This is a genomic window from Paenibacillus herberti (assembly GCF_002233675.1).
In the GTDB taxonomy this organism is placed as follows: Bacteria; Bacillota; Bacilli; order Paenibacillales; family Paenibacillaceae; genus Paenibacillus_O; species Paenibacillus_O herberti.
On the sequence record NZ_NMUQ01000001.1, the window covers coordinates 1,628,349 to 1,644,848 of the forward strand.

The following is a 16,500-nucleotide window of genomic DNA, read 5'->3' on the forward strand; positions in this document are numbered from 1 at the left end:
CTGTTTAGGTCCATTTAGCTTAGCTTTAAGCATCTAATAGAAACGTTCACATGCCGCATTCGACATCCAGCCAGTATTTTCCTTTTTAAACATAATCAATCATGTTCCGAATTTGCAATAGATCGCTCGTAAAACGAGCTCCTCGCGGAAAGGTTTCAAGCACATCTTTTTCATAATTGGTTCCCCTGAAAGCAGTATCAAGACAACTAATAGCTCCACGATCAGAAGCGCTGCGGATAAGTCGTCCTGTACCTTGCTTCAACTTCATTAACATTACGGGCAAATCTACTACTTCGAATGGATCGAGGCCGGCGGCGTTTGCTTGTTGTCTTTTCACCATCATAATGGGGTCATCCATCGGAAACGGCAGTTGGGTAATGATACATTGAGACAGTGAGGGTCCAACAACGCTTATCCCTTCCCAAAAGGTTACACCAAATAAAACCGACGTCACATCCTCGCTAAATTCAGTCAGTAAATGAGATGTGCTCGCATCCCCTTCCCACAATAGATTCCAGGAAGAGTTAATTGCTATTTTCTTGATAGTATTTCTTACTGAATTCATAGTTGTCACATCTCTAAATAACACGAGCGAACGTCCATTTGATCCTTCAATTAATTCAATAATTTGTTGTGCTAACGGCAGGAGTGACCTATCATCCGGAATATAGACCAGGCATTGATTTCCGTAATCGTAAGGTGACTCAACTTGCATCGTGCTGGCGTCCCTGAGGCCAAGTATTTTTTTCGTATATTCAAATGAAGAGCCTTGCGCTAACGTCGCACTTGAGAAAATAACCGGTAAACCTCCACATAATACTTGTTCCTGCATAACATTTGTAACGCTGCTTGGCGCTGCCCATATTGAAATTTGATCATCCTTATCCATTCCCCGTTCAAGCCAAATCGCATGATCCCGGTCCTGATGCTCGGTGAGCAGTAATTTAAACGTCTGTTCTGCACTGCTTAAGCTCGCCCATATTAATTGGTTTTTATTTTGGGCATTTGTGAGTCCTTCTTCAATCGCAAGTTGTTCCGAGACATCGTTCATCAATAAATGTAGGGATTGAATACAAACAGTAACTTCTTCTGACATTTTCAGGGGCGTCTTTTGGAGAGGTTTAGGCCTTTGCATCTCAAGATATTTAAACATTTCGATGGAATTTATTCTCGCCTCCTCCAAAAGGAGGGCAAATGACTGGCGAATTCCGCGAGCCAGAATTCTATCAATGGTCTTCAACAAAAAGTTGAGAGTGAGAACTTCGCCCAGGGATCTCCTAGCGGAATCTTCAAGTAGATGCGCTTCATCAAAAATAATTGCCGAGTAGTTTGGGAGTAGGGGCAGATTACCCTGTTCTTTTAAAATTTCTTTTGTGCGAATATGAAGAAAAAAATAGGAGTGAGTGCACACAATAATGTCGGCGGCCTTGCGATAATGTTCGCGAGCACGTCGTGTAGGACAACGATATTCTACCGAACAATCCCCGCAATCTTGACCTTCTTCCCACTGTACAAAACTCCAAAGCTCATCAGCTACACTTGGCACTTCCAGCCGGCAGCCGAGTTTCGTCGTTTCCGCCCATTTTAAAAGATCCCTCAATCCCGCCTTCCTTGTGCGGAACCTCTTCTGCAGCTGTACCTTCCTGGCACATATGTATTGGTTAGATTCAAATGCGGCACGAGCATCAATTTGCACGTTAAGCGCTTCCATTAGTTTAACGATATCTCCGCCGGGATGTATTAATTGTTCAACAAGCGAATTAGATCCGCAGGATATTACAACCGGTCGTTGAGACAAACGCGCATGCAGGATAGCTCCAATCAAATAAGCAAACGTCTTTCCGCATCCGAGCCCTGCTTCTACTAATAACTTTTCCTTTTTACCTAATGTTTTATAAATTTGGAAGGCGGCATAAATTTGCTCCTCACGAATTTCAAACCCCAGACTAGGCAGCTTTTCGTAAAAAGCTTCTCCAATCCATTGCTGGGAACGTGTTTTTATATCCTCACCCTTATTTAGTTGAAAAGGTAACTTTTGTAGTGAAGGCATGATGATATCCCTCCTGAGCCCCAGCCTTAAGCTTGGCAGATTCCAATGTTTATGCAATAAAGGCTGTGCCGATGTCATTTTCATGACGTACGGAACAGCCTTTACAGGAATCAATTACTGCGGATCTTGAGGCGGCGGCGGAGCTCCGCCGCGTCGCTTCTCCAGCGACTCCTGCCGCGCCAGAATAACGTCGCTGCGGTCGCGTACCCGGTGACGGTGCACAAGCGACTCATCCCGGACAGAGGGGTCGCACCAGATTGCGCCGTCGATCAGGCGGCATTGCTCCTGCGCTGCCGCGAACAGTTCCGGATCGCGAATCGGCAGCGTCCAACTCACGTATGGAAGCGACTCGCCCGCCTCCAGGTGGCCTGCCGCCTCGTCCAGCTGCTGAAGCAGCGCTGTGCCGTCCAGGCCAGCGCGAGCGGGATTGGCCCTTGACAGGCGCTGCCAAGCAGAGCGCAGCATTTTGCGCGCTCCTTCACGGTTGCCGCGGCGCAGATGGTATTGGCCAACGGCGATCTGAATCAGGCCGTGCCAAAGACCAGCATCAGCGTCGTCGGGATTCTCTTTCCAATACTCTTCCAGCAGCTCATGGCATTCAAAATAATCGCGTGTTCCATGAAATTCAGCCAGGAAACGGATATAAGCTTCGGGGTAGGCATGAATCGTAAGCATGGCATTTCCTCTCTTCGCTATAGAAAGTCCGCATGACGGACATATTAAAAATTAATAAAATAATTGAAACCTGCCTAACATGATAGACGTATGAGCACCAGAACGCAATGTTGATCTAAATTCCACTACGGAGGGGACTAAGTAACAATGAAAAAAGGATTTATTCTCATGCTTGCTTTCACCATCATTCTTGCCTTCACGGGAGTGGGCAACGCAGATGCGAAGCGGGGCAAGAAATCATCTCCGCGTCAGGGTTACACTCAAGAACAAAAGAAGACTGACAACGTTAAGCGCAGCGACTCAACTAAAAATAATGGAGCTGCTACAACGAAAAAGCCTGGATTTTTCTCCGGCGGCGGCCTGATGAAAGGTCTGATGATCGGCGGCCTCGCTGGCCTGATGTTCGGCAGCATGTTCGGCGGCATGGGCTTCATGGGTGAAATTCTCGGCCTGATGGTTAACCTTCTTGGAATCTTTGCCTTGATCTTGCTGGTGCGAGCACTCTTCGTCTATATTAAGAGCCGACGCAAGCCTGAGCCAGATCAGCGCAGACCTTACTAATCTGCCATGAGATTGTCGATGGATCAGATTATCAATGCCGTTTGCGTCAGTGAAGCTTCGCGGCGGAGCCTCCAGCCTTCGCAAGTCGAAGTGCAGCTAAGCTGGGAAGAAGAATACGGCTTCACAGCGGAGGTTTGGATCGGTGAGCGGTCCCATTACCTCGTGGAAGCTAACCTCAAGGAAGCGATCGAGCAATATGTTTACCGAGAGTACGGCCAAAGAATCTTTCGTTCTCAGATTACGCTGGATGTGGACGAAGAGTTCTGGGCTGATATTGCAGATTAGCATTCCGCAGCAGACTATTTTTTATAAAATTAGGCCGGGCGCCATTGCGCTCGGCCTTTTTTATTGCACTTAAAGCCCCGCCCGACTCGCCTTGCCGCGGCCGTGTCTACCTGCGCCGAAAAGCGAGCGTCGCATTAATCCCGCCGAAGCCGTACGAATTGGAAAGCGCCGCATTCAGCCTGGCGTCCCGTCCGGCGCCAGTGACCAGATCAAGCTCCGCCGCCTCGTCGGGATCTTGCAAATTCGCGGTCGGCGGCAGCCAGCCGCGCGACAAGGCGAGTGCGGTAATCGCCGCTTCAATCGCGCCTGACGCTCCCAGCGGATGGCCGTACAAGCCTTTTGTGCCGCTGACGGCAACAGGACGGTTCCCAAACACGCTGCGGATGACTCTCGATTCCGTCACATCGTTGAGCGGCGTCGAAGATCCATGCGCGTTCACATATCCGACCTCCTCCTGCAGCATGTCCGCATCACTTAAGGCGAGCCGCATCGCACGCTGCGCCTGAGTACCGCAAGGCAATGGCGCGCTCATATGATGCGCGTCATTGCTCACGCCGAAGCCGCTAAGCTCAGCTAAAATGCGCGCTCCTCGCGCTTTGGCGTGGCCCTCCTCTTCGATGACGAGCACAGCCGCTCCCTCGCCCATCACAAAGCCGTCGCGGCTGCGATCGAACGGCCGGCTCGCCGAGCCCGGCTCCTCGTTACGCGTCGACATCGCGCGCAGCAGATCAAATGCTCCGAACGACAGCGGCGACAATGGCGCCTCCGAGCCGCCAGCCAGCATCGTATCCGCTTCGCCCCGACGAATTGCTTGGAGCGCGCGTCCAATCGCCACCGCTCCCGAAGCGCAGCTCATCGAATTTGTCTCATTCGGCCCGGTAAAGCCGAACTCCATCGCCATATTGCAGGAAGAGGCGCCGCCGAACACAGAAAAACCGAGTGTTGGCGAAACGCTGCGGTAACCGCCGTTCATGAACTGACTGCACTGCTCTTCGGCATAAGCGATGCCGCCCAGCGCGCTGCCCATAAATACGCCGGTCCGGTCGCCGTCCAGCTGCGACGGATCAAGACCGGCATGCTGCAGCGCGAGCCGTCCTGAAGCGAGCGCGAGCTGCGAGTAGCGGTCAGTGCGATGCGCCCGCTTGCGGTCCATATAATGGCTCGGATCAAAGTCGCGGACTTGTGCGGCGATCCGACTTTTCAGACCTTCTGGCACGAATCGGTCGATGGCTCCAACCGCGCTCTCGCCGCGGCGCAGACCTTCCCATAACCCTTCAACACCTGTGCCGATTGGTGTCACGCAGCCAATGCCGGTAATGACCGCTTTCCGTTCCTTCATCGCGCATACCTCCTTGAGTTTTGTTCCGCAGCCGCTTTCAATCCTCTCAGCGTCCGTTCGGCAATCGCATGGACAAACGTCGGACCGATGATCCCGCTTGCAGCAAGGCGACCGACCGCCGGACGTTTCCATTCATGCATGATGACAGCCCTGCTGCCGTCTCCATGCGGCTCCACCTTCCACTCCACGTCCATACCCGTTGTGACGCCCTCGATATGCCGATAAAAGATGCTATTATTGTCCGGCTCCGTACTCATCTCGCTAACCCACCAGACCGGCCAACGCAGCGCTCCGAACGGACGCCAAGCACGCATCTCCACAATTCCCTCGCTCGGTGCGCCAGTGCGAAAGCTCACCTGACGATAGTGGTCCAAATGCTCCGGCCAGCGCTCAACCTCACTCGCATAGCGGAAAACTTCCTCCGGCGGGGAGCTGATATACGCTTCGTTATAGGTGTACATGGCAAACCTTCTTTCCTCGTTGATCAATCCGTATGTAAAAGCTCACCACCGCCTCGGCTCTCGGCAATTGCCGACGACAGCCGCGACAAGGGAAGCGCTGCCGCTTAGCCGCAGCCCATGTATAGCCGCCTGAAACAGGCGCGGCCTTGCGGCGCCATATTCTATGAAGCGCTGCAACGCTGTGCCCGCTCCAAACTCCCGTTGCAGCATTGCAGAGTAGCGTTGGAGCACTTCCACCCCGCCTTCTGCAGCCGCTTGCCGCAACAGCCCCGCCGCCAGCTCCGCGCCCCGCAGCGCCCGGTAAATCCCCTGTCCAGTCAGCGGATCATAGTAACCTGCCGCATCACCGACGAGCAGCACCCGCCCCCGGTGAGCTGCCCGCACCGGATAATGAAAAGGCCCGCAAGCCAGCACCTCGCTTTCCAAGCGAGCCTCAGCTGCCCTTTCGCCAATGGCAGTCGACGCTCGCAGCGCACCGAGCAGCGCCTCCGGTCGGCTGCGCAGGCTGGAAGCCCGTCGCGCTGCCTCGACGGCCGAGAGCGCCAGCGTCGCATTGGCGGCGCCGCCTTCGCCTTGCAGCGGCGCAATGCCAATCACGGCCCCTCGCTGCAAATGCAGCTCCACTAGCGGCCGCAAATCGTGCAGACCGCTGATCCGCGCGGTCAGCGCAACTTTGCGCAGCGGGCCAGGCCGCGCGAGCAGCCCTACCGAGCGGGCGACGACGGAACGCAGCCCGTCCGCCCCTACCGCATAACGCGCTTCCATCGTCATATTGATGCCCTCGCGCACAGCGCTGATTTCGCAGCGGTCATCATGCTGCGCCACCGCCTTGACCCGGCAGCCTGCGATGATCTCGGCTCCCGCACCAATCGCTCCCCGCAGCAGCCACTCGTCCAGCGCTTCCCTGCGACAGGACCAGCCGCTGCGGCCGCGCGGGTAACGCGCCGCTACAGAGGCTTTGCCGCTGTGTAACACCCAGCCATCCAGCGGCTGCACATGCTCCAGCAATCCCTCTAACGGAGGGGCTCCCGCCGCCAGCCGCAAAATCGCGGCTACCGCGCCGGGATTAAGCGACTCGCCGCAAGGTTTGCGGCGCGGATGCGTCCCCGCGTCCGCGATAGCTACGCGCATCCCGTCCCGGGCCAACCACCAAGCGAGAGCGCTGCCGGCGGGACCTCCACCGCAAACGACTACATCATACATCGCTGAACAACGCGATGCGGTAAGGGAAATGCCGCCGCACACGCGCTTTCAGACCGGCTTGCTCCAGCAGCGCCCGAGCCTCAACCGCCGTGTAAGAGCGGCGCACGGACAAAGGCCCGTCATGCCGCGTCACCGGGCTGCGCCAGACGGCCAAAGCGAGCAATCGCGCAAAGCCGTACGCCGTTCGGCTGCGCTCCAAATCGGTCACAACCCAGCCATGCCGGCTGACCCGCTGCATTTCCGAAAGCATCGCCACCGCATCCTCATCGCTCATATGATGAAGCGCCAGATTGCTGAATGCGACATCGAAACTTCCGTCCTCATAGGGCAGCTTTCTGCCATCACCCACCTCAATCGTAATTGCCGCATTATGTGCCGTCCGTCGCTGTGCCAGCTCCGCAATGGAAGGGCTGATCTCCACGCCAGTGACCTGCACCTTCCAGCCCTTGGAGGCAGCCCAGCGATGCACCTCAAGCGGTTGGTCAGCCAGTCCGGTCGCCACATCGAGCACTTTCAACAGGTCTGAACCCTGGGATGCCCGTCCCAGCATTCGGCCAAGATGCCGCAGCAGAGGCGGGTTACCGCCCAAATAACGGTTCACGGCCCATACTTCCCGCAGGCTCTCTTCAAGCTCGGAGGGCGTTGCCGCTCCTTCCTCGTCTAGCCACTCTTTTTCGTGATGGCGCTTCATGCTACCACCTCCTTCCACTGCCGCTGACGATAGTATGAGCAGCCTTTCCCACAATCATCCATCCATGGAGGATTCAACCTCTTGTAGCGCGGGTAATTTTCAAAAGGGCTCCATCAAAATCTATCATCCTACTCTATCGTTCCGGCCGGTCCAAACATTGCCACGCGACTAAAAGCGCCTTTGTATCGTTTAATAGAGTAGAAGCAGGATTTTCATCTCATCATCCTTGCCCTTGAACAATCGGCATTCATTCCAATCCGCTCCCAAGTGGATCGCTCTGCCCAGGTAGATTGCGACTTCGAACTGAGAGCATCGGCTATATCTACTAACAGGAGGAAAATAAATATGAACAAAGCCCCGCTGGCCATTGCGGCAGCTGCCGCTATCGGACTGCAGGCCGTTTTTGCCACTGGAGTGTCTGCGGCTCCAGCTACATCCGTCAGTGAAATCAGTCAGTACCGCGTTTATCAAAATGACCGTCCCTTGAAAGAATTTGCCCGTCTATCCGACGCCAAGGCATACGCTTCGCGTTTCACCTACACCCGGGTTGAACGAATTTCCGGTCGCGAATGGATCTGGGATAACTTCCCCCGGTACAAGGTGTATCAAAATGGTCAAAGCCAACCTTCATGGGAATACGCCTCCTATAGTTCGGCGCTTGCCAAAGCCAATTCGCTGCCGACTGCCCAGATCCGTGATCTGCAGCAGCCGGGTTGGGTGTACAGCAAATCGCCGCGCTACCAGCTGTATCAAGGCGATCGCACCAAATCTTCCTGGGGTTTTGCTACATTAGCAGAAGCCAAAAAAGAGGCTGCCAAATGGTCGCGCACCCATATCATTGACATCGAAGCAGCTGATTGGATCTGGGACAACTATACCGCGGCGCAAATTAAGGTCATTCGGGCGGGAAGCCCAGTTTACGTAGTGCAGTCTGACGTGGCCCTAACGGAGAAAAAAGTATATGCCTTCGCCAAAGATGCTGTAATAGCCGCTCGTTCCCTAACTGGCAGCAAAGTAGTGAACAACTCAACCGGCGCCGTCATTCTTTCCCGAGCACCTTCTTATGAAGTGCTGCAGAACGGCAAGCCGGTGGCGAAATATTATGCGCTGCAAAGCGCATTGACGAAAGCAAAAGGTTTGTCCGGAGCTCAGATCGTCCGGGATGGACTCGTCTGGTGGACGAATGCGCCCTATCTGACTGTCATGCAAGGGGACAAGCTGTTGAAGAGTTTCCATACGCGTAAAAGCGCCCTGCAATACGCTTCCGGCTATTCCCGGAGCCACATCGTCACGGCGGATAAAAGGACCATCTGGAGCCAACCGAAGGCGCTCGAGATTTTGGGCTGGAGCGGCACGGCCGATCAGTCCAGCATCGTAACCCAGCTCGCTGGGACCCAAGGGGTCGATATTTCATCACCTTCGTGGTACGTGCTGCTCGATGGTACCGGCAAGCTGCAAGATGACTCGCTGCCAGACCTTGTTGCCTCGCTTGATAAACGCGGAATAAAGGTTCAGCCGTTGTTGCATAATGGGTTTGACGCCAAGCGGACGAGTGCTTTCCTGGCTAATCTCGAGGCTCGACAAACATTCATCAAAAACATCGTCGCCAGCTTGAAAAAAGCAGGTGCAGACGGCCTCAACCTCGACTTCGAGAGTGTCGCTGGCAAAGACCGCGCGCTTTATAGCCAATTTGTAAGAGAGATCGCTGCCGCCCTCCACAAAGAGGGAATGGAGCTTGCAGTCGACTTACCTCGCGGGGACATCGCCTGGGATCATCTGACCGCTTATGACCATCGGGCCATCGCAGAGGTTGCCGATCGAGTTGTCATCATGGCGTATGATGAGCACTGGCAGGGCAGCGACGAAGCTGGGCCTGTGTCCAGCATTGGCTGGTCCGAGGGCGGCATCCAGCAGTTCTTGGCCTACGGCGTCCCTCGCTCCAAGCTGGTGTTAGGCATTCCTTTTTATGTGCGGGTATGGGAAGTCGACGCCTCCGGCAAGCCAAAAACGAGCCGCGCCGTGTATATGAAAGATGTGCCTAAGCTGATCAACTCCAAAGCCGCCTACGCCTCCCTCGACGCTGAAGCGGGACTGACGAAGTACACCTACACCGAAGAAGGCAAAACGTATGTGTTCTGGGCGGAAACGAACGAGAGCATCAAGCAGCGCGTAGCTTTGGCGAAGAAGTATGACATCGCCGGCATCGCCGCCTGGCGGCTCGGGTATGAGCCTGCGGCTCTGTGGGACGGGGTTTTGAAGCTTAAGGAGTAGGGTGGATGGTCAAGGTTTAGAGGGATTGGAGTTCTGGACTATTTGTTAGTGGGTTTTATGGGAAATTAGGAAAGTGATTCGCTATCATCTGATTTTATGAATAATTATGAATTAATTCATTGCATTGGGTTCAGGTTCTTATCAATTATTACTATTATCCACAGTTGTCTAGGCCATGTGAAACCTACACATGAAAAGAGCTTTCCAAACAGGCTTAAGGCCAGTTTGAAAAAGCTCTTTTCACTTTATGACAATCCATAACTTCTTCCTCAACTTGAAGGAAAACGGCATCCATGACCGTAAGCAACTGCGTGATCTGTTCATCTCTCAACCTCTATAAGATATATTTCCCTTCTTGTCGGCCAACAATAATGTATTTGAAACCCCTGCAGATGGCAGGGGGTTCTTAATCATGTCGGGAAATTCACTTCCTTTTACAGGTGAGCCTCCTTATTTGATCGAATTCACCACGAATTCCGCATCCCTACCAATCCCCCCGATCAAAGCAGAGCCGCGGCTATGCTGCCAGGGCGTCCCCACAAAATATAATCCCGACACTGGACTTATTCCTCTTTGGTGGATGGGTTTTCCTTTATCGTCATGAACATCAGGGATTTCAATCCAACGGTAATCGGGATAAAAACCCGTTGCCCAAACCACGTTTTTTACCCGAATTGTCGTATTGTCGGCAAACGAGATCACATGAGCTTCGATGGCTTCCGTTCGAGGTTTCAGCTGTACGCCGCCCTTTTGCAGCAGTTTTTTTAGGTCGTAACCAAATATCGGGTCAGGTTGCCTGCTTAGCCAACGGCCCAATTGGGAATGAATGTCTGCCTGATATATACCTAACTTCCCAAACCACCAAAAAATGCTTTTTTTCATCAACTGGACAGGCATAATGATTCCCTCTATCCTTCAAACTGTATTGACACCCGATGAAGTCGGGCTTGTGGTCCAAGCTGTCGGCTATGTGGACAATGCCCGGAAAATCACCGTCTATGATTTGTTGTTGTATTGGAGTGTTGCGGCCAGTGAAGAATGGCCCAGCTATCGTTTCGGAGCGGATCATGCGGCCAGCAGCGGTTTGCGCCCCGTGCACGACTCTTCTTTTTCCGGTAAAGCAGCTGATGTACCGTTTGCGGTATTTAAGGAAATCTTTCATCTCATCGTCCGCAAATGCAACCGAGAAACACGGCGGAAACTGGCCTTCCCTAAAGAATTGCTGCTGATCGACTCTACGACCATGACGGTGGGAAAAACACGGTTGCCATGGGCGCCTTTCCACGGAGAACGTGCTGCGGTAAAGTTGCATGTAGCCTTGCAAGCTCAAACGATGCAACCCCTTCAATTCACCGAGGCGGTTGGCTCTAAGCACGATGGGCCGGTGTGTGAATCGCTAGAAAACACAGCATTTATTAGGGTTATGGATCGAGCTTATGGGAAATTGGAGCGTTTGGATCGCTATAAACAAGAGGGGCAATCCTTCGTGATTCGACTGCGCGACAATGTTCATGTGGAAAAGCCACGTGCACGACGACGTGAAGCTGCCGATGGTTCTTCTGTCATTCGCGACATCACCTGTCAACTAGGTACGCCTCAATGTCGTACGGAGAACCGTCATCGTGTGGTTATCTTTCGTGATTTTGAGGGAAGAGAAATCCGCGTTGTGACCGATTTAATGACCATAACGGCTGAGTAAATCGCGTTGATGTACAAAGCTCGCTTTGTAGGTTGAGGTTTTGTTTCGCTGGATGAAACAGCATTTGAACATTCCGACTCTATTTGGTACGACAGAAAACGCCGTCTATGGCCAGCTGTTCTGCGCGCTGATCGTCTTTGTGCTGCTCAAATGGCTGTTCGACGGTACAACGCAAACGCTGCCTCGATATGCGAGGCTTTCTTTTGTCCGTTTCACTCGCTTGCTCCTTATAAATGCTTTGCCGGTTGAATGGACGATACGCCTGCGCCGATTGATAGACGGGGGCCTTATTTTAGATACATATTCTGGTTAATCAACAGACCTGCTTAAAGATAGGAGTTCTGTCACATTGGATTTAATCTGGGAAAATTGTAAGCTATACTCAAATAAAAGGAGGGCTAAGATGAAGGGATTTAAACCGTTACGTGTATTGCTTGTAGTCTGTCTGATTTTTCAGTTATCGATTCTCACTTCTTATGCCGCACCAAATCCAGTAGGTACAACTGCGTATCCCTATGGTACGTCAGGCTGTGCACCGGGTAATGAAGTTCTCTGTGAGTATTATTATGCAGAGACACACTTTAACGCTCAAGTATATTGGGCAGATGCTCCTCCTTTGGCAAATGATAAAAGGATAGGCGATGTACTAGCTACCTACACTTACAGTACTGGTAAATATGATACCTGGGAAGTTGAGCGCGTATATGTTGGTACAAATAGACCTCCTCAGTTAGGTGGTCAGTATACACAAGTGTACAATTCTACAACATATGATGAAGACCGCAGACGAGAATCAAATTCTAGCTATTGGGTAAAATACTCGGCTAACTCAGTTGTTAAAGATGCAAACAATTGTGTAATAGTCTATTATGAGCTAAATATGTATAATCAAAACGGAGTTCCTTCGACAACTGTGTACCCAAAACGGGCTGTATTTAATATCGATTTCTAAAATGATAGCGGTGGAAAAATGAAGAACAAAAAACGTTATATATCCTTTATGGCCATCCTCGCCTTGAGTTTGTTTGCAGTATTTGTTTCTAACGCAGAGAAGAAAACACCATTTTATTTCTCCAAACACTTTGTAATCTCAGAAAATGGTGTATCTGAGGATGGCATGGCGCAAGGCGGAACCTATGAGGTTTGGTTTAACGATAAGGGCCACTATCGCTATGAAGTTACTTCTGGAAATTTTGCAGGTGACTTTGAAGTTTGGGACGGAGAGAAGCTTTACCAGTACACTAAGATTATTAATGACATGATGATTCGTGATTTTTCTGAATCCGGTAAAAAAGGACGAGTCATTCCACACTCTTATTTTGGTGATAGCTATGAAAAAGCGTTGAAAAACCAAAGCATGGGTAAGCTTACTAAGCAAGAAAAGAAAGATGCAAAAGGCATCAAACAAGAGTTTAAAAAGGAAAAGGATAACGGAAAAATATCCTATTCCTTCACTGAAGATGGAGTTCCCCTCGAATCTTCTCTTGAGAGTAACGGAAAAATGGTTCATCAGCTAAAGTTAGATCTAATGGAAGATATTAGTTCTTTTGATGACAAAATGCTTATAGTGGATTTGAGCAGTAATCCTAACATTAATCATCTAAAATAATTTAATAGTCTTGGGGATTCGTTGCGGATCCCCACTTCATTTTTTGTTGGGAGGAATTAAATGAAGAACTTTTTAATTTTTCTTACAACTGTAATAACGTTACTGATTATAGTGGGTTGCTCAAATAACGAGGCTTTGACTGACTCTAAAACAAAAAATGAAATACAAACAACAGAAAAAAAGGGAGACAACTTAGAGGTTTTTTATCAAATGAACAACATGGTTGGTAGAAAGGATGAATATTATTCAAAAAATATTTTAATAGATTCGAATTATTATAAGTCAAATCCTTTTAATCGTGGAGATGTAATTTACTTTAATGTACCGAATGATCTAGAGAAAATTGAAAGCATTAAAAAGCAAATTACAAGAGTAGTAGCACTTGAAGGAGAAAAAGTAACGATTAAGAAAGGACAAGTGTATATTAATGATATGAAATTGGATTCTTTTTATGGACAACTTAGAGCAGGGGGAATGAATGAAGAAGAGTTTTTTAGCAAGGAAATTGATGCTTGCAAAGAAGAAGTGTGTAAGGATGGATATAGAGAGTTTTTTAGCACATATGTAAAGGATCTAGTCATTCCCAAAGGAAGCATTTTTGTCATATCAGACAATTCTACCAGGGGGTATGACAGTTTAACCTTTGGACCGTTACCAGTGGATCAGGTGATAGGGAGAGTACTAGGATACAAAAAAGAAAAATAGTTTGGGATGAGAAGACACACCCCTTACAGTCTGTGCTCGACACAGGTAGTGTGGGGTGTTTTTGTGTTTGTCAGGATATTAAGAGCTTATCCCAAAATTAATCAGTGAGCATGAACATCAATCAATCTTCTCCAGACAATGAGTGCGCAGGCACATTGAAGGAGGCCCAGGTAGTTTTGAGCCTTCTTTTCAAAACGGATGAGCACCTTGCGGAAGCGATTTAGCCACGAAAACAAGACTTCCACGACCCAGCGGCGCGGATGTTTGCCTTGCTCTACATCTTGCTTTTCTTCGCCTCTGGAGCGGATGTGAGGGATATAGCCATGATCTTCGATGTGTTGACGAGCCTCTATCCCCCGATAACCCGCATCGGCGCATAAATTCGGCTGTGGTGTCGTTAGACCTGGCTCTACCACCATGCGAGTCAACGTTTCGTCCAGCAACTTGACATCATGCCGATTGGCCCCGTCGATCACGAGCGCTAACGGGATCCCGCTCTGGTCCACCAACACGCTTCTCTTGGTCCCTTTTTTTCCTCGATCCGTTGGGTTCTTCCCAACAGCTCAAGGGCAAGAGGGCCTTGACCAGACTGCCATTGATGCTCTGCCATTCCCAGCCGATGCCTTCCCACTCCTCGACCATTTGCAGGCCAAGGGCCCAGATTCGTTCAAAGAATCCCTCCTCGGTCCAACGCTGAAAAAAGAGGGTACTCGAACTGCCGTATTCACGAGGAACAGCGTTCCATTGGCGGCCGGTACGGAGCACATACAGGATGCCTTCCACTACCTTTCGAGGCTCAACCGATTTCCGGCCAGCTCCTGGTTTGCGTATATAGGTTCGATTCGGATCTCGTTTTGTCGGTTACGGCAGTTCGTCTTTGATCATATCCCAAAACTCATCGGATAGGATCCAGGTTTTGATTCGCATCTCTCATCACCTCGTACCCTTTATTACCCAATTGTTTTGAGATAAGCTCTAACTCCCTCAAAACAAAAGCGGAGATACCCTATTGAAAATCGGTCGAGTAGGCGGGGACTTTCCGTCGCGGATTGTACCCCTACCCCTCACAGATCCGTACTGGCGCAATTTACTCATACGGCTCTTCACATCATCCTTACAGCTTTGGCATGTCGTAGATATTGACGTAGACGCGCGGTTTGGGCAGCTTGAAGTTCGTTAAGACTTCGAAAAATCTCTCCTTCGTGAAACTCTTTTTCTGGCTTCTGCGATTTAGCCATTTCAGTATCAGGTTAATCGTTAGATCATAATAGGCGTGTATCATCTCGAAATTATCCGTAATTCCATAATATCGGTAGTGCCCTGCCAGTTTGGAACGGAGCGTTTTGAGAAACATCTTCTGTTCCCTATGACGATTAGCCTTGATCCATGTTTTCATCGCTTTGACCTTCTGTTTGAATTTCTTTCCGCTTGTTTTGCGTTTAACCCGAAACATACCTTTCTGGCTTTTGGAACAGTAGTGGGTGAATCCCAGGAAGGTGAATGTTTCCGGCTTCCCTTCTCCACGCTTTTTCCTGTTTGCCTCCGCAAAACGTCCGAATTCGATGATCTTTGTCTTCTCTTCCGCTAGGCTCAGATTAAACTTGCCTAACCTCGTTCGAAGCGCGGCATAGAATCGTTCTGCATCCTCTTTGTATTGGAAGCAGCATACGAAATCATCAGCAAAACGTACGATTTCAGCCTGACCTCTACATTGTCTCTTCACCGCCACTTCAAACCACATATCCAGCACATAGTGAAGGTACACGTTTGCAAGCATTGGTGACACGACTGAACCTTGCGGGGTTCCTTCTTCGGTAGGCTCGTATTCGCCGTCTTCTTGTATGCCGGCTTTCAACATACGCCTGACGAGGCGGTGGATATTGGGATCGCCGATCCGTAATTCGAGAAACTTCATCAACCATTCATGATCGACATGATTAAAGAAGCCTTTAATGTCGGCGTCCACCACGTAATGCATCGGTCCTCTCTCCATGATTGCGTTCAGTCGTTTCAATGCATGGTGCATGCTTCGTTTTGGGCGAAATCCATAGGAGAAGTCCATGAAGTCTTGTTCATAAATGGCTTCGAGCACTCTCTTCAACGCGTGTTGCACCAGCTTATCCTCGTAAGCAGGAATACCCAGCGGGCGCGTACTTTTCTCATCCTTCGGGATGTAGGTTCGTCTGGCGGGTTGCGGTCTGTAGTTTTTCTGTTTGATTCGTTTGACCCGATTCTCTACGTTCGCCTCCAGATTCGCTTCATACGTCTCTTTCGTCACTCCGTCGACTCCTGTTGCTTTCCCGGTCTCCATGGCTCGATGACTTTCCATCAATGCTACCGCATCGATAAAATGTCCGATTGAAGTAAACCGCTGCTTAGGGTCAGCACTTGCCATCTCTGCTATTCTTGCTCATTTTGTTTCCATTTTTCTACCCACCTCCGTGTGTGGAAAATGTGTCCTTATCAAGATCGATTTTGTGTCGCCTGCCTTCCCTCCGCCAGCATTACACCGGTTTCATAGGTACTATGCGGCAATCCGACTCCCAGACGACCATTTGGCTTCCTTACGTATTACCGCTTGTCCGCCATACTCCCGCCGTTGTTCCTAACAAGTACTTAACTCGTAGAAGAGTGTCTGGGCCTCCCGAGTTGCTGTGTAACCATTGGTATACATGCCTGGCTCTTCGACCCCGGGGAAGCTCCTTCAGACTTGCCATTCGCGTCTGAGAGGGTATTGTCTTCCGAGTAGTAAAGCTCGTCGACCTTCCCGTTCTCCTCATTTTCGAGGCTCAATCACTTTCAGGCCTGCATCCTGACTGTCTACGCTTAAACGAGAATGTTACCATTATCGCTCCAAGACTCGTTATTGGTGGCATGGCTTTGCCTTTCCAAGCAGGGGTTCCACCTGCTAAGTTACTCAACCTAGGCTCGGTCGCTCTTACTACTTAGGT

Annotated in this window: 16 protein-coding genes and 1 pseudogene; 8 read left to right on the top strand and 9 right to left on the bottom strand. The window is 50.5% G+C overall.

What is annotated here, in order from left to right:
• Window positions 1-85: 85 nt before the first annotated feature.
• Window positions 86-2,050, bottom strand: coding sequence for an ATP-dependent DNA helicase (locus tag CGZ75_RS07465; RefSeq protein ID WP_176444715.1), 1,965 nt, complete (start codon window positions 2,048-2,050; stop codon window positions 86-88).
• Between the two features lie 114 nt (window positions 2,051-2,164).
• Entirely contained in the window at window positions 2,165-2,725 is a 561-nt protein-coding gene (locus CGZ75_RS07470) for a DUF309 domain-containing protein (RefSeq protein ID WP_245850737.1), read from the bottom strand.
• Window positions 2,726-2,872: 147 nt separating this feature from the next.
• On the opposite strand from CGZ75_RS07470, the gene CGZ75_RS07475 reads away from it, so the two are divergent.
• Together CGZ75_RS07475 and CGZ75_RS07480 are read left to right on the top strand one after the other, a co-directional pair.
• Window positions 2,873-3,286 carry a hypothetical protein gene (locus CGZ75_RS07475; protein ID WP_089523590.1) on the top strand — a complete coding sequence of 138 codons (414 nt, stop codon included), beginning with the start codon at window positions 2,873-2,875 and terminating at the stop codon, window positions 3,284-3,286.
• An 18-nt stretch (window positions 3,287-3,304) separates the two neighbouring features.
• Window positions 3,305-3,571: a DUF2653 family protein gene (locus tag CGZ75_RS07480; RefSeq protein ID WP_245850738.1), complete on the top strand. Its 267-nt coding sequence runs from the start codon at window positions 3,305-3,307 to the stop codon at window positions 3,569-3,571.
• 106 nt (window positions 3,572-3,677) lie between these two features.
• Here the strand turns inward: CGZ75_RS07480 and CGZ75_RS07485 are convergent, their stop codons facing one another.
• The 4 genes from CGZ75_RS07485 to CGZ75_RS07500 are packed head-to-tail and all read right to left on the bottom strand — an operon-like array spanning window position 3,678 to window position 7,265.
• Complete coding sequence (locus tag CGZ75_RS07485) at window positions 3,678-4,910, bottom strand: beta-ketoacyl-[acyl-carrier-protein] synthase family protein (protein WP_089523592.1); 1,233 nt, start codon at window positions 4,908-4,910, stop codon at window positions 3,678-3,680.
• Window positions 4,907-5,371 (bottom strand): SRPBCC family protein, encoded by a 465-nt coding sequence (locus tag CGZ75_RS07490; RefSeq protein ID WP_089523593.1) that lies wholly within the window; start codon window positions 5,369-5,371, stop codon window positions 4,907-4,909. Before CGZ75_RS07490 ends, CGZ75_RS07485 begins: the two co-directional genes overlap by 4 nt.
• Before the next feature lie 42 nt (window positions 5,372-5,413).
• On the bottom strand, window positions 5,414-6,574 hold the full coding sequence (locus CGZ75_RS07495) for an NAD(P)/FAD-dependent oxidoreductase (protein WP_089523594.1): 1,161 nt from the start codon (window positions 6,572-6,574) through the stop codon (window positions 5,414-5,416).
• The gene (locus CGZ75_RS07500) at window positions 6,567-7,265 is read right to left on the bottom strand and encodes a methyltransferase domain-containing protein (RefSeq protein WP_089523595.1); all 699 of its coding nucleotides are present in this window, start codon (window positions 7,263-7,265) and stop codon (window positions 6,567-6,569) included. The genes CGZ75_RS07495 and CGZ75_RS07500 overlap by 8 nt, the downstream gene beginning before the upstream one ends.
• A 345-nt stretch (window positions 7,266-7,610) precedes the next feature.
• Between CGZ75_RS07500 and CGZ75_RS07505 the strand changes: the two genes are divergently transcribed.
• On the top strand, window positions 7,611-9,536 hold the full coding sequence (locus CGZ75_RS07505; RefSeq protein ID WP_089523596.1) for a glycosyl hydrolase family 18 protein: 1,926 nt from the start codon (window positions 7,611-7,613) through the stop codon (window positions 9,534-9,536).
• A 450-nt stretch (window positions 9,537-9,986) separates the two neighbouring features.
• Here the strand turns inward: CGZ75_RS07505 and CGZ75_RS07510 are convergent, their stop codons facing one another.
• Window positions 9,987-10,433 (bottom strand): NAD(P)/FAD-dependent oxidoreductase, encoded by a 447-nt coding sequence (locus CGZ75_RS07510; protein WP_176444716.1) that lies wholly within the window; start codon window positions 10,431-10,433, stop codon window positions 9,987-9,989.
• A 1-nt stretch (window position 10,434) separates the two neighbouring features.
• Between CGZ75_RS07510 and CGZ75_RS07515 the strand changes: the two genes are divergently transcribed.
• The 5 genes from CGZ75_RS07515 (at window position 10,435) to lepB (ending at window position 13,549) form a co-directional block, all read left to right on the top strand.
• Complete coding sequence (locus CGZ75_RS07515) at window positions 10,435-11,235, top strand: transposase (RefSeq protein ID WP_176444717.1); 801 nt, start codon at window positions 10,435-10,437, stop codon at window positions 11,233-11,235.
• A gap of 52 nt (window positions 11,236-11,287) precedes the next feature.
• Complete coding sequence (locus CGZ75_RS07520) at window positions 11,288-11,548, top strand: hypothetical protein (protein ID WP_089523599.1); 261 nt, start codon at window positions 11,288-11,290, stop codon at window positions 11,546-11,548.
• 90 nt (window positions 11,549-11,638) lie between these two features.
• Window positions 11,639-12,187 (top strand): hypothetical protein, encoded by a 549-nt coding sequence (locus CGZ75_RS07525; RefSeq protein WP_089523600.1) that lies wholly within the window; start codon window positions 11,639-11,641, stop codon window positions 12,185-12,187.
• A gap of 18 nt (window positions 12,188-12,205) precedes the next feature.
• Window positions 12,206-12,844, top strand: a complete 639-nt coding sequence (locus tag CGZ75_RS07530; RefSeq protein ID WP_089523601.1) for a hypothetical protein — start codon at window positions 12,206-12,208, stop codon at window positions 12,842-12,844.
• Window positions 12,845-12,904: 60 nt separating this feature from the next.
• Window positions 12,905-13,549: a signal peptidase I gene (lepB, locus tag CGZ75_RS07535; RefSeq protein WP_089523602.1), complete on the top strand. Its 645-nt coding sequence runs from the start codon at window positions 12,905-12,907 to the stop codon at window positions 13,547-13,549.
• A gap of 101 nt (window positions 13,550-13,650) precedes the next feature.
• Here lepB and CGZ75_RS07540 read toward each other — a convergent pair.
• Window positions 13,651-14,476: pseudogene (locus CGZ75_RS07540) on the bottom strand (IS5 family transposase).
• 187 nt (window positions 14,477-14,663) lie between these two features.
• The gene (gene ltrA / locus CGZ75_RS07545; protein ID WP_245850739.1) at window positions 14,664-15,944 is read right to left on the bottom strand and encodes a group II intron reverse transcriptase/maturase; all 1,281 of its coding nucleotides are present in this window, start codon (window positions 15,942-15,944) and stop codon (window positions 14,664-14,666) included.
• Window positions 15,945-16,500 lie beyond the last annotated feature (556 nt).

What these genes read in the sequence shown, in the direction of transcription:
- CGZ75_RS07465 (WP_176444715.1), bottom strand. Translation starts at nt 2,050, where the DNA reads ATGCCTTCACTACAAAAGTTACCTTTTCAACTAAATAAGGGTGAGGAT.
- CGZ75_RS07530 (WP_089523601.1), top strand. Translation starts at nt 12,206, where the DNA reads ATGAAGAACAAAAAACGTTATATATCCTTTATGGCCATCCTCGCCTTG.
- CGZ75_RS07500 (WP_089523595.1), bottom strand. Translation starts at nt 7,265, where the DNA reads ATGAAGCGCCATCACGAAAAAGAGTGGCTAGACGAGGAAGGAGCGGCA.
- CGZ75_RS07490 (WP_089523593.1), bottom strand. Translation starts at nt 5,371, where the DNA reads ATGTACACCTATAACGAAGCGTATATCAGCTCCCCGCCGGAGGAAGTT.
- CGZ75_RS07505 (WP_089523596.1), top strand. Translation starts at nt 7,611, where the DNA reads ATGAACAAAGCCCCGCTGGCCATTGCGGCAGCTGCCGCTATCGGACTG.
- CGZ75_RS07470 (WP_245850737.1), bottom strand. Translation starts at nt 2,725, where the DNA reads ATGCTTACGATTCATGCCTACCCCGAAGCTTATATCCGTTTCCTGGCT.
- lepB (WP_089523602.1), top strand. Translation starts at nt 12,905, where the DNA reads ATGAAGAACTTTTTAATTTTTCTTACAACTGTAATAACGTTACTGATT.
- ltrA (WP_245850739.1), bottom strand. Translation starts at nt 15,944, where the DNA reads ATGGCAAGTGCTGACCCTAAGCAGCGGTTTACTTCAATCGGACATTTT.
- CGZ75_RS07475 (WP_089523590.1), top strand. Translation starts at nt 2,873, where the DNA reads ATGAAAAAAGGATTTATTCTCATGCTTGCTTTCACCATCATTCTTGCC.
- CGZ75_RS07525 (WP_089523600.1), top strand. Translation starts at nt 11,639, where the DNA reads ATGAAGGGATTTAAACCGTTACGTGTATTGCTTGTAGTCTGTCTGATT.
- CGZ75_RS07485 (WP_089523592.1), bottom strand. Translation starts at nt 4,910, where the DNA reads ATGAAGGAACGGAAAGCGGTCATTACCGGCATTGGCTGCGTGACACCA.
- CGZ75_RS07480 (WP_245850738.1), top strand. Translation starts at nt 3,305, where the DNA reads ATGGATCAGATTATCAATGCCGTTTGCGTCAGTGAAGCTTCGCGGCGG.
- CGZ75_RS07495 (WP_089523594.1), bottom strand. Translation starts at nt 6,574, where the DNA reads ATGTATGATGTAGTCGTTTGCGGTGGAGGTCCCGCCGGCAGCGCTCTC.
- CGZ75_RS07520 (WP_089523599.1), top strand. Translation starts at nt 11,288, where the DNA reads ATGAAACAGCATTTGAACATTCCGACTCTATTTGGTACGACAGAAAAC.
- CGZ75_RS07515 (WP_176444717.1), top strand. Translation starts at nt 10,435, where the DNA reads ATGATTCCCTCTATCCTTCAAACTGTATTGACACCCGATGAAGTCGGG.
- CGZ75_RS07510 (WP_176444716.1), bottom strand. Translation starts at nt 10,433, where the DNA reads ATGCCTGTCCAGTTGATGAAAAAAAGCATTTTTTGGTGGTTTGGGAAG.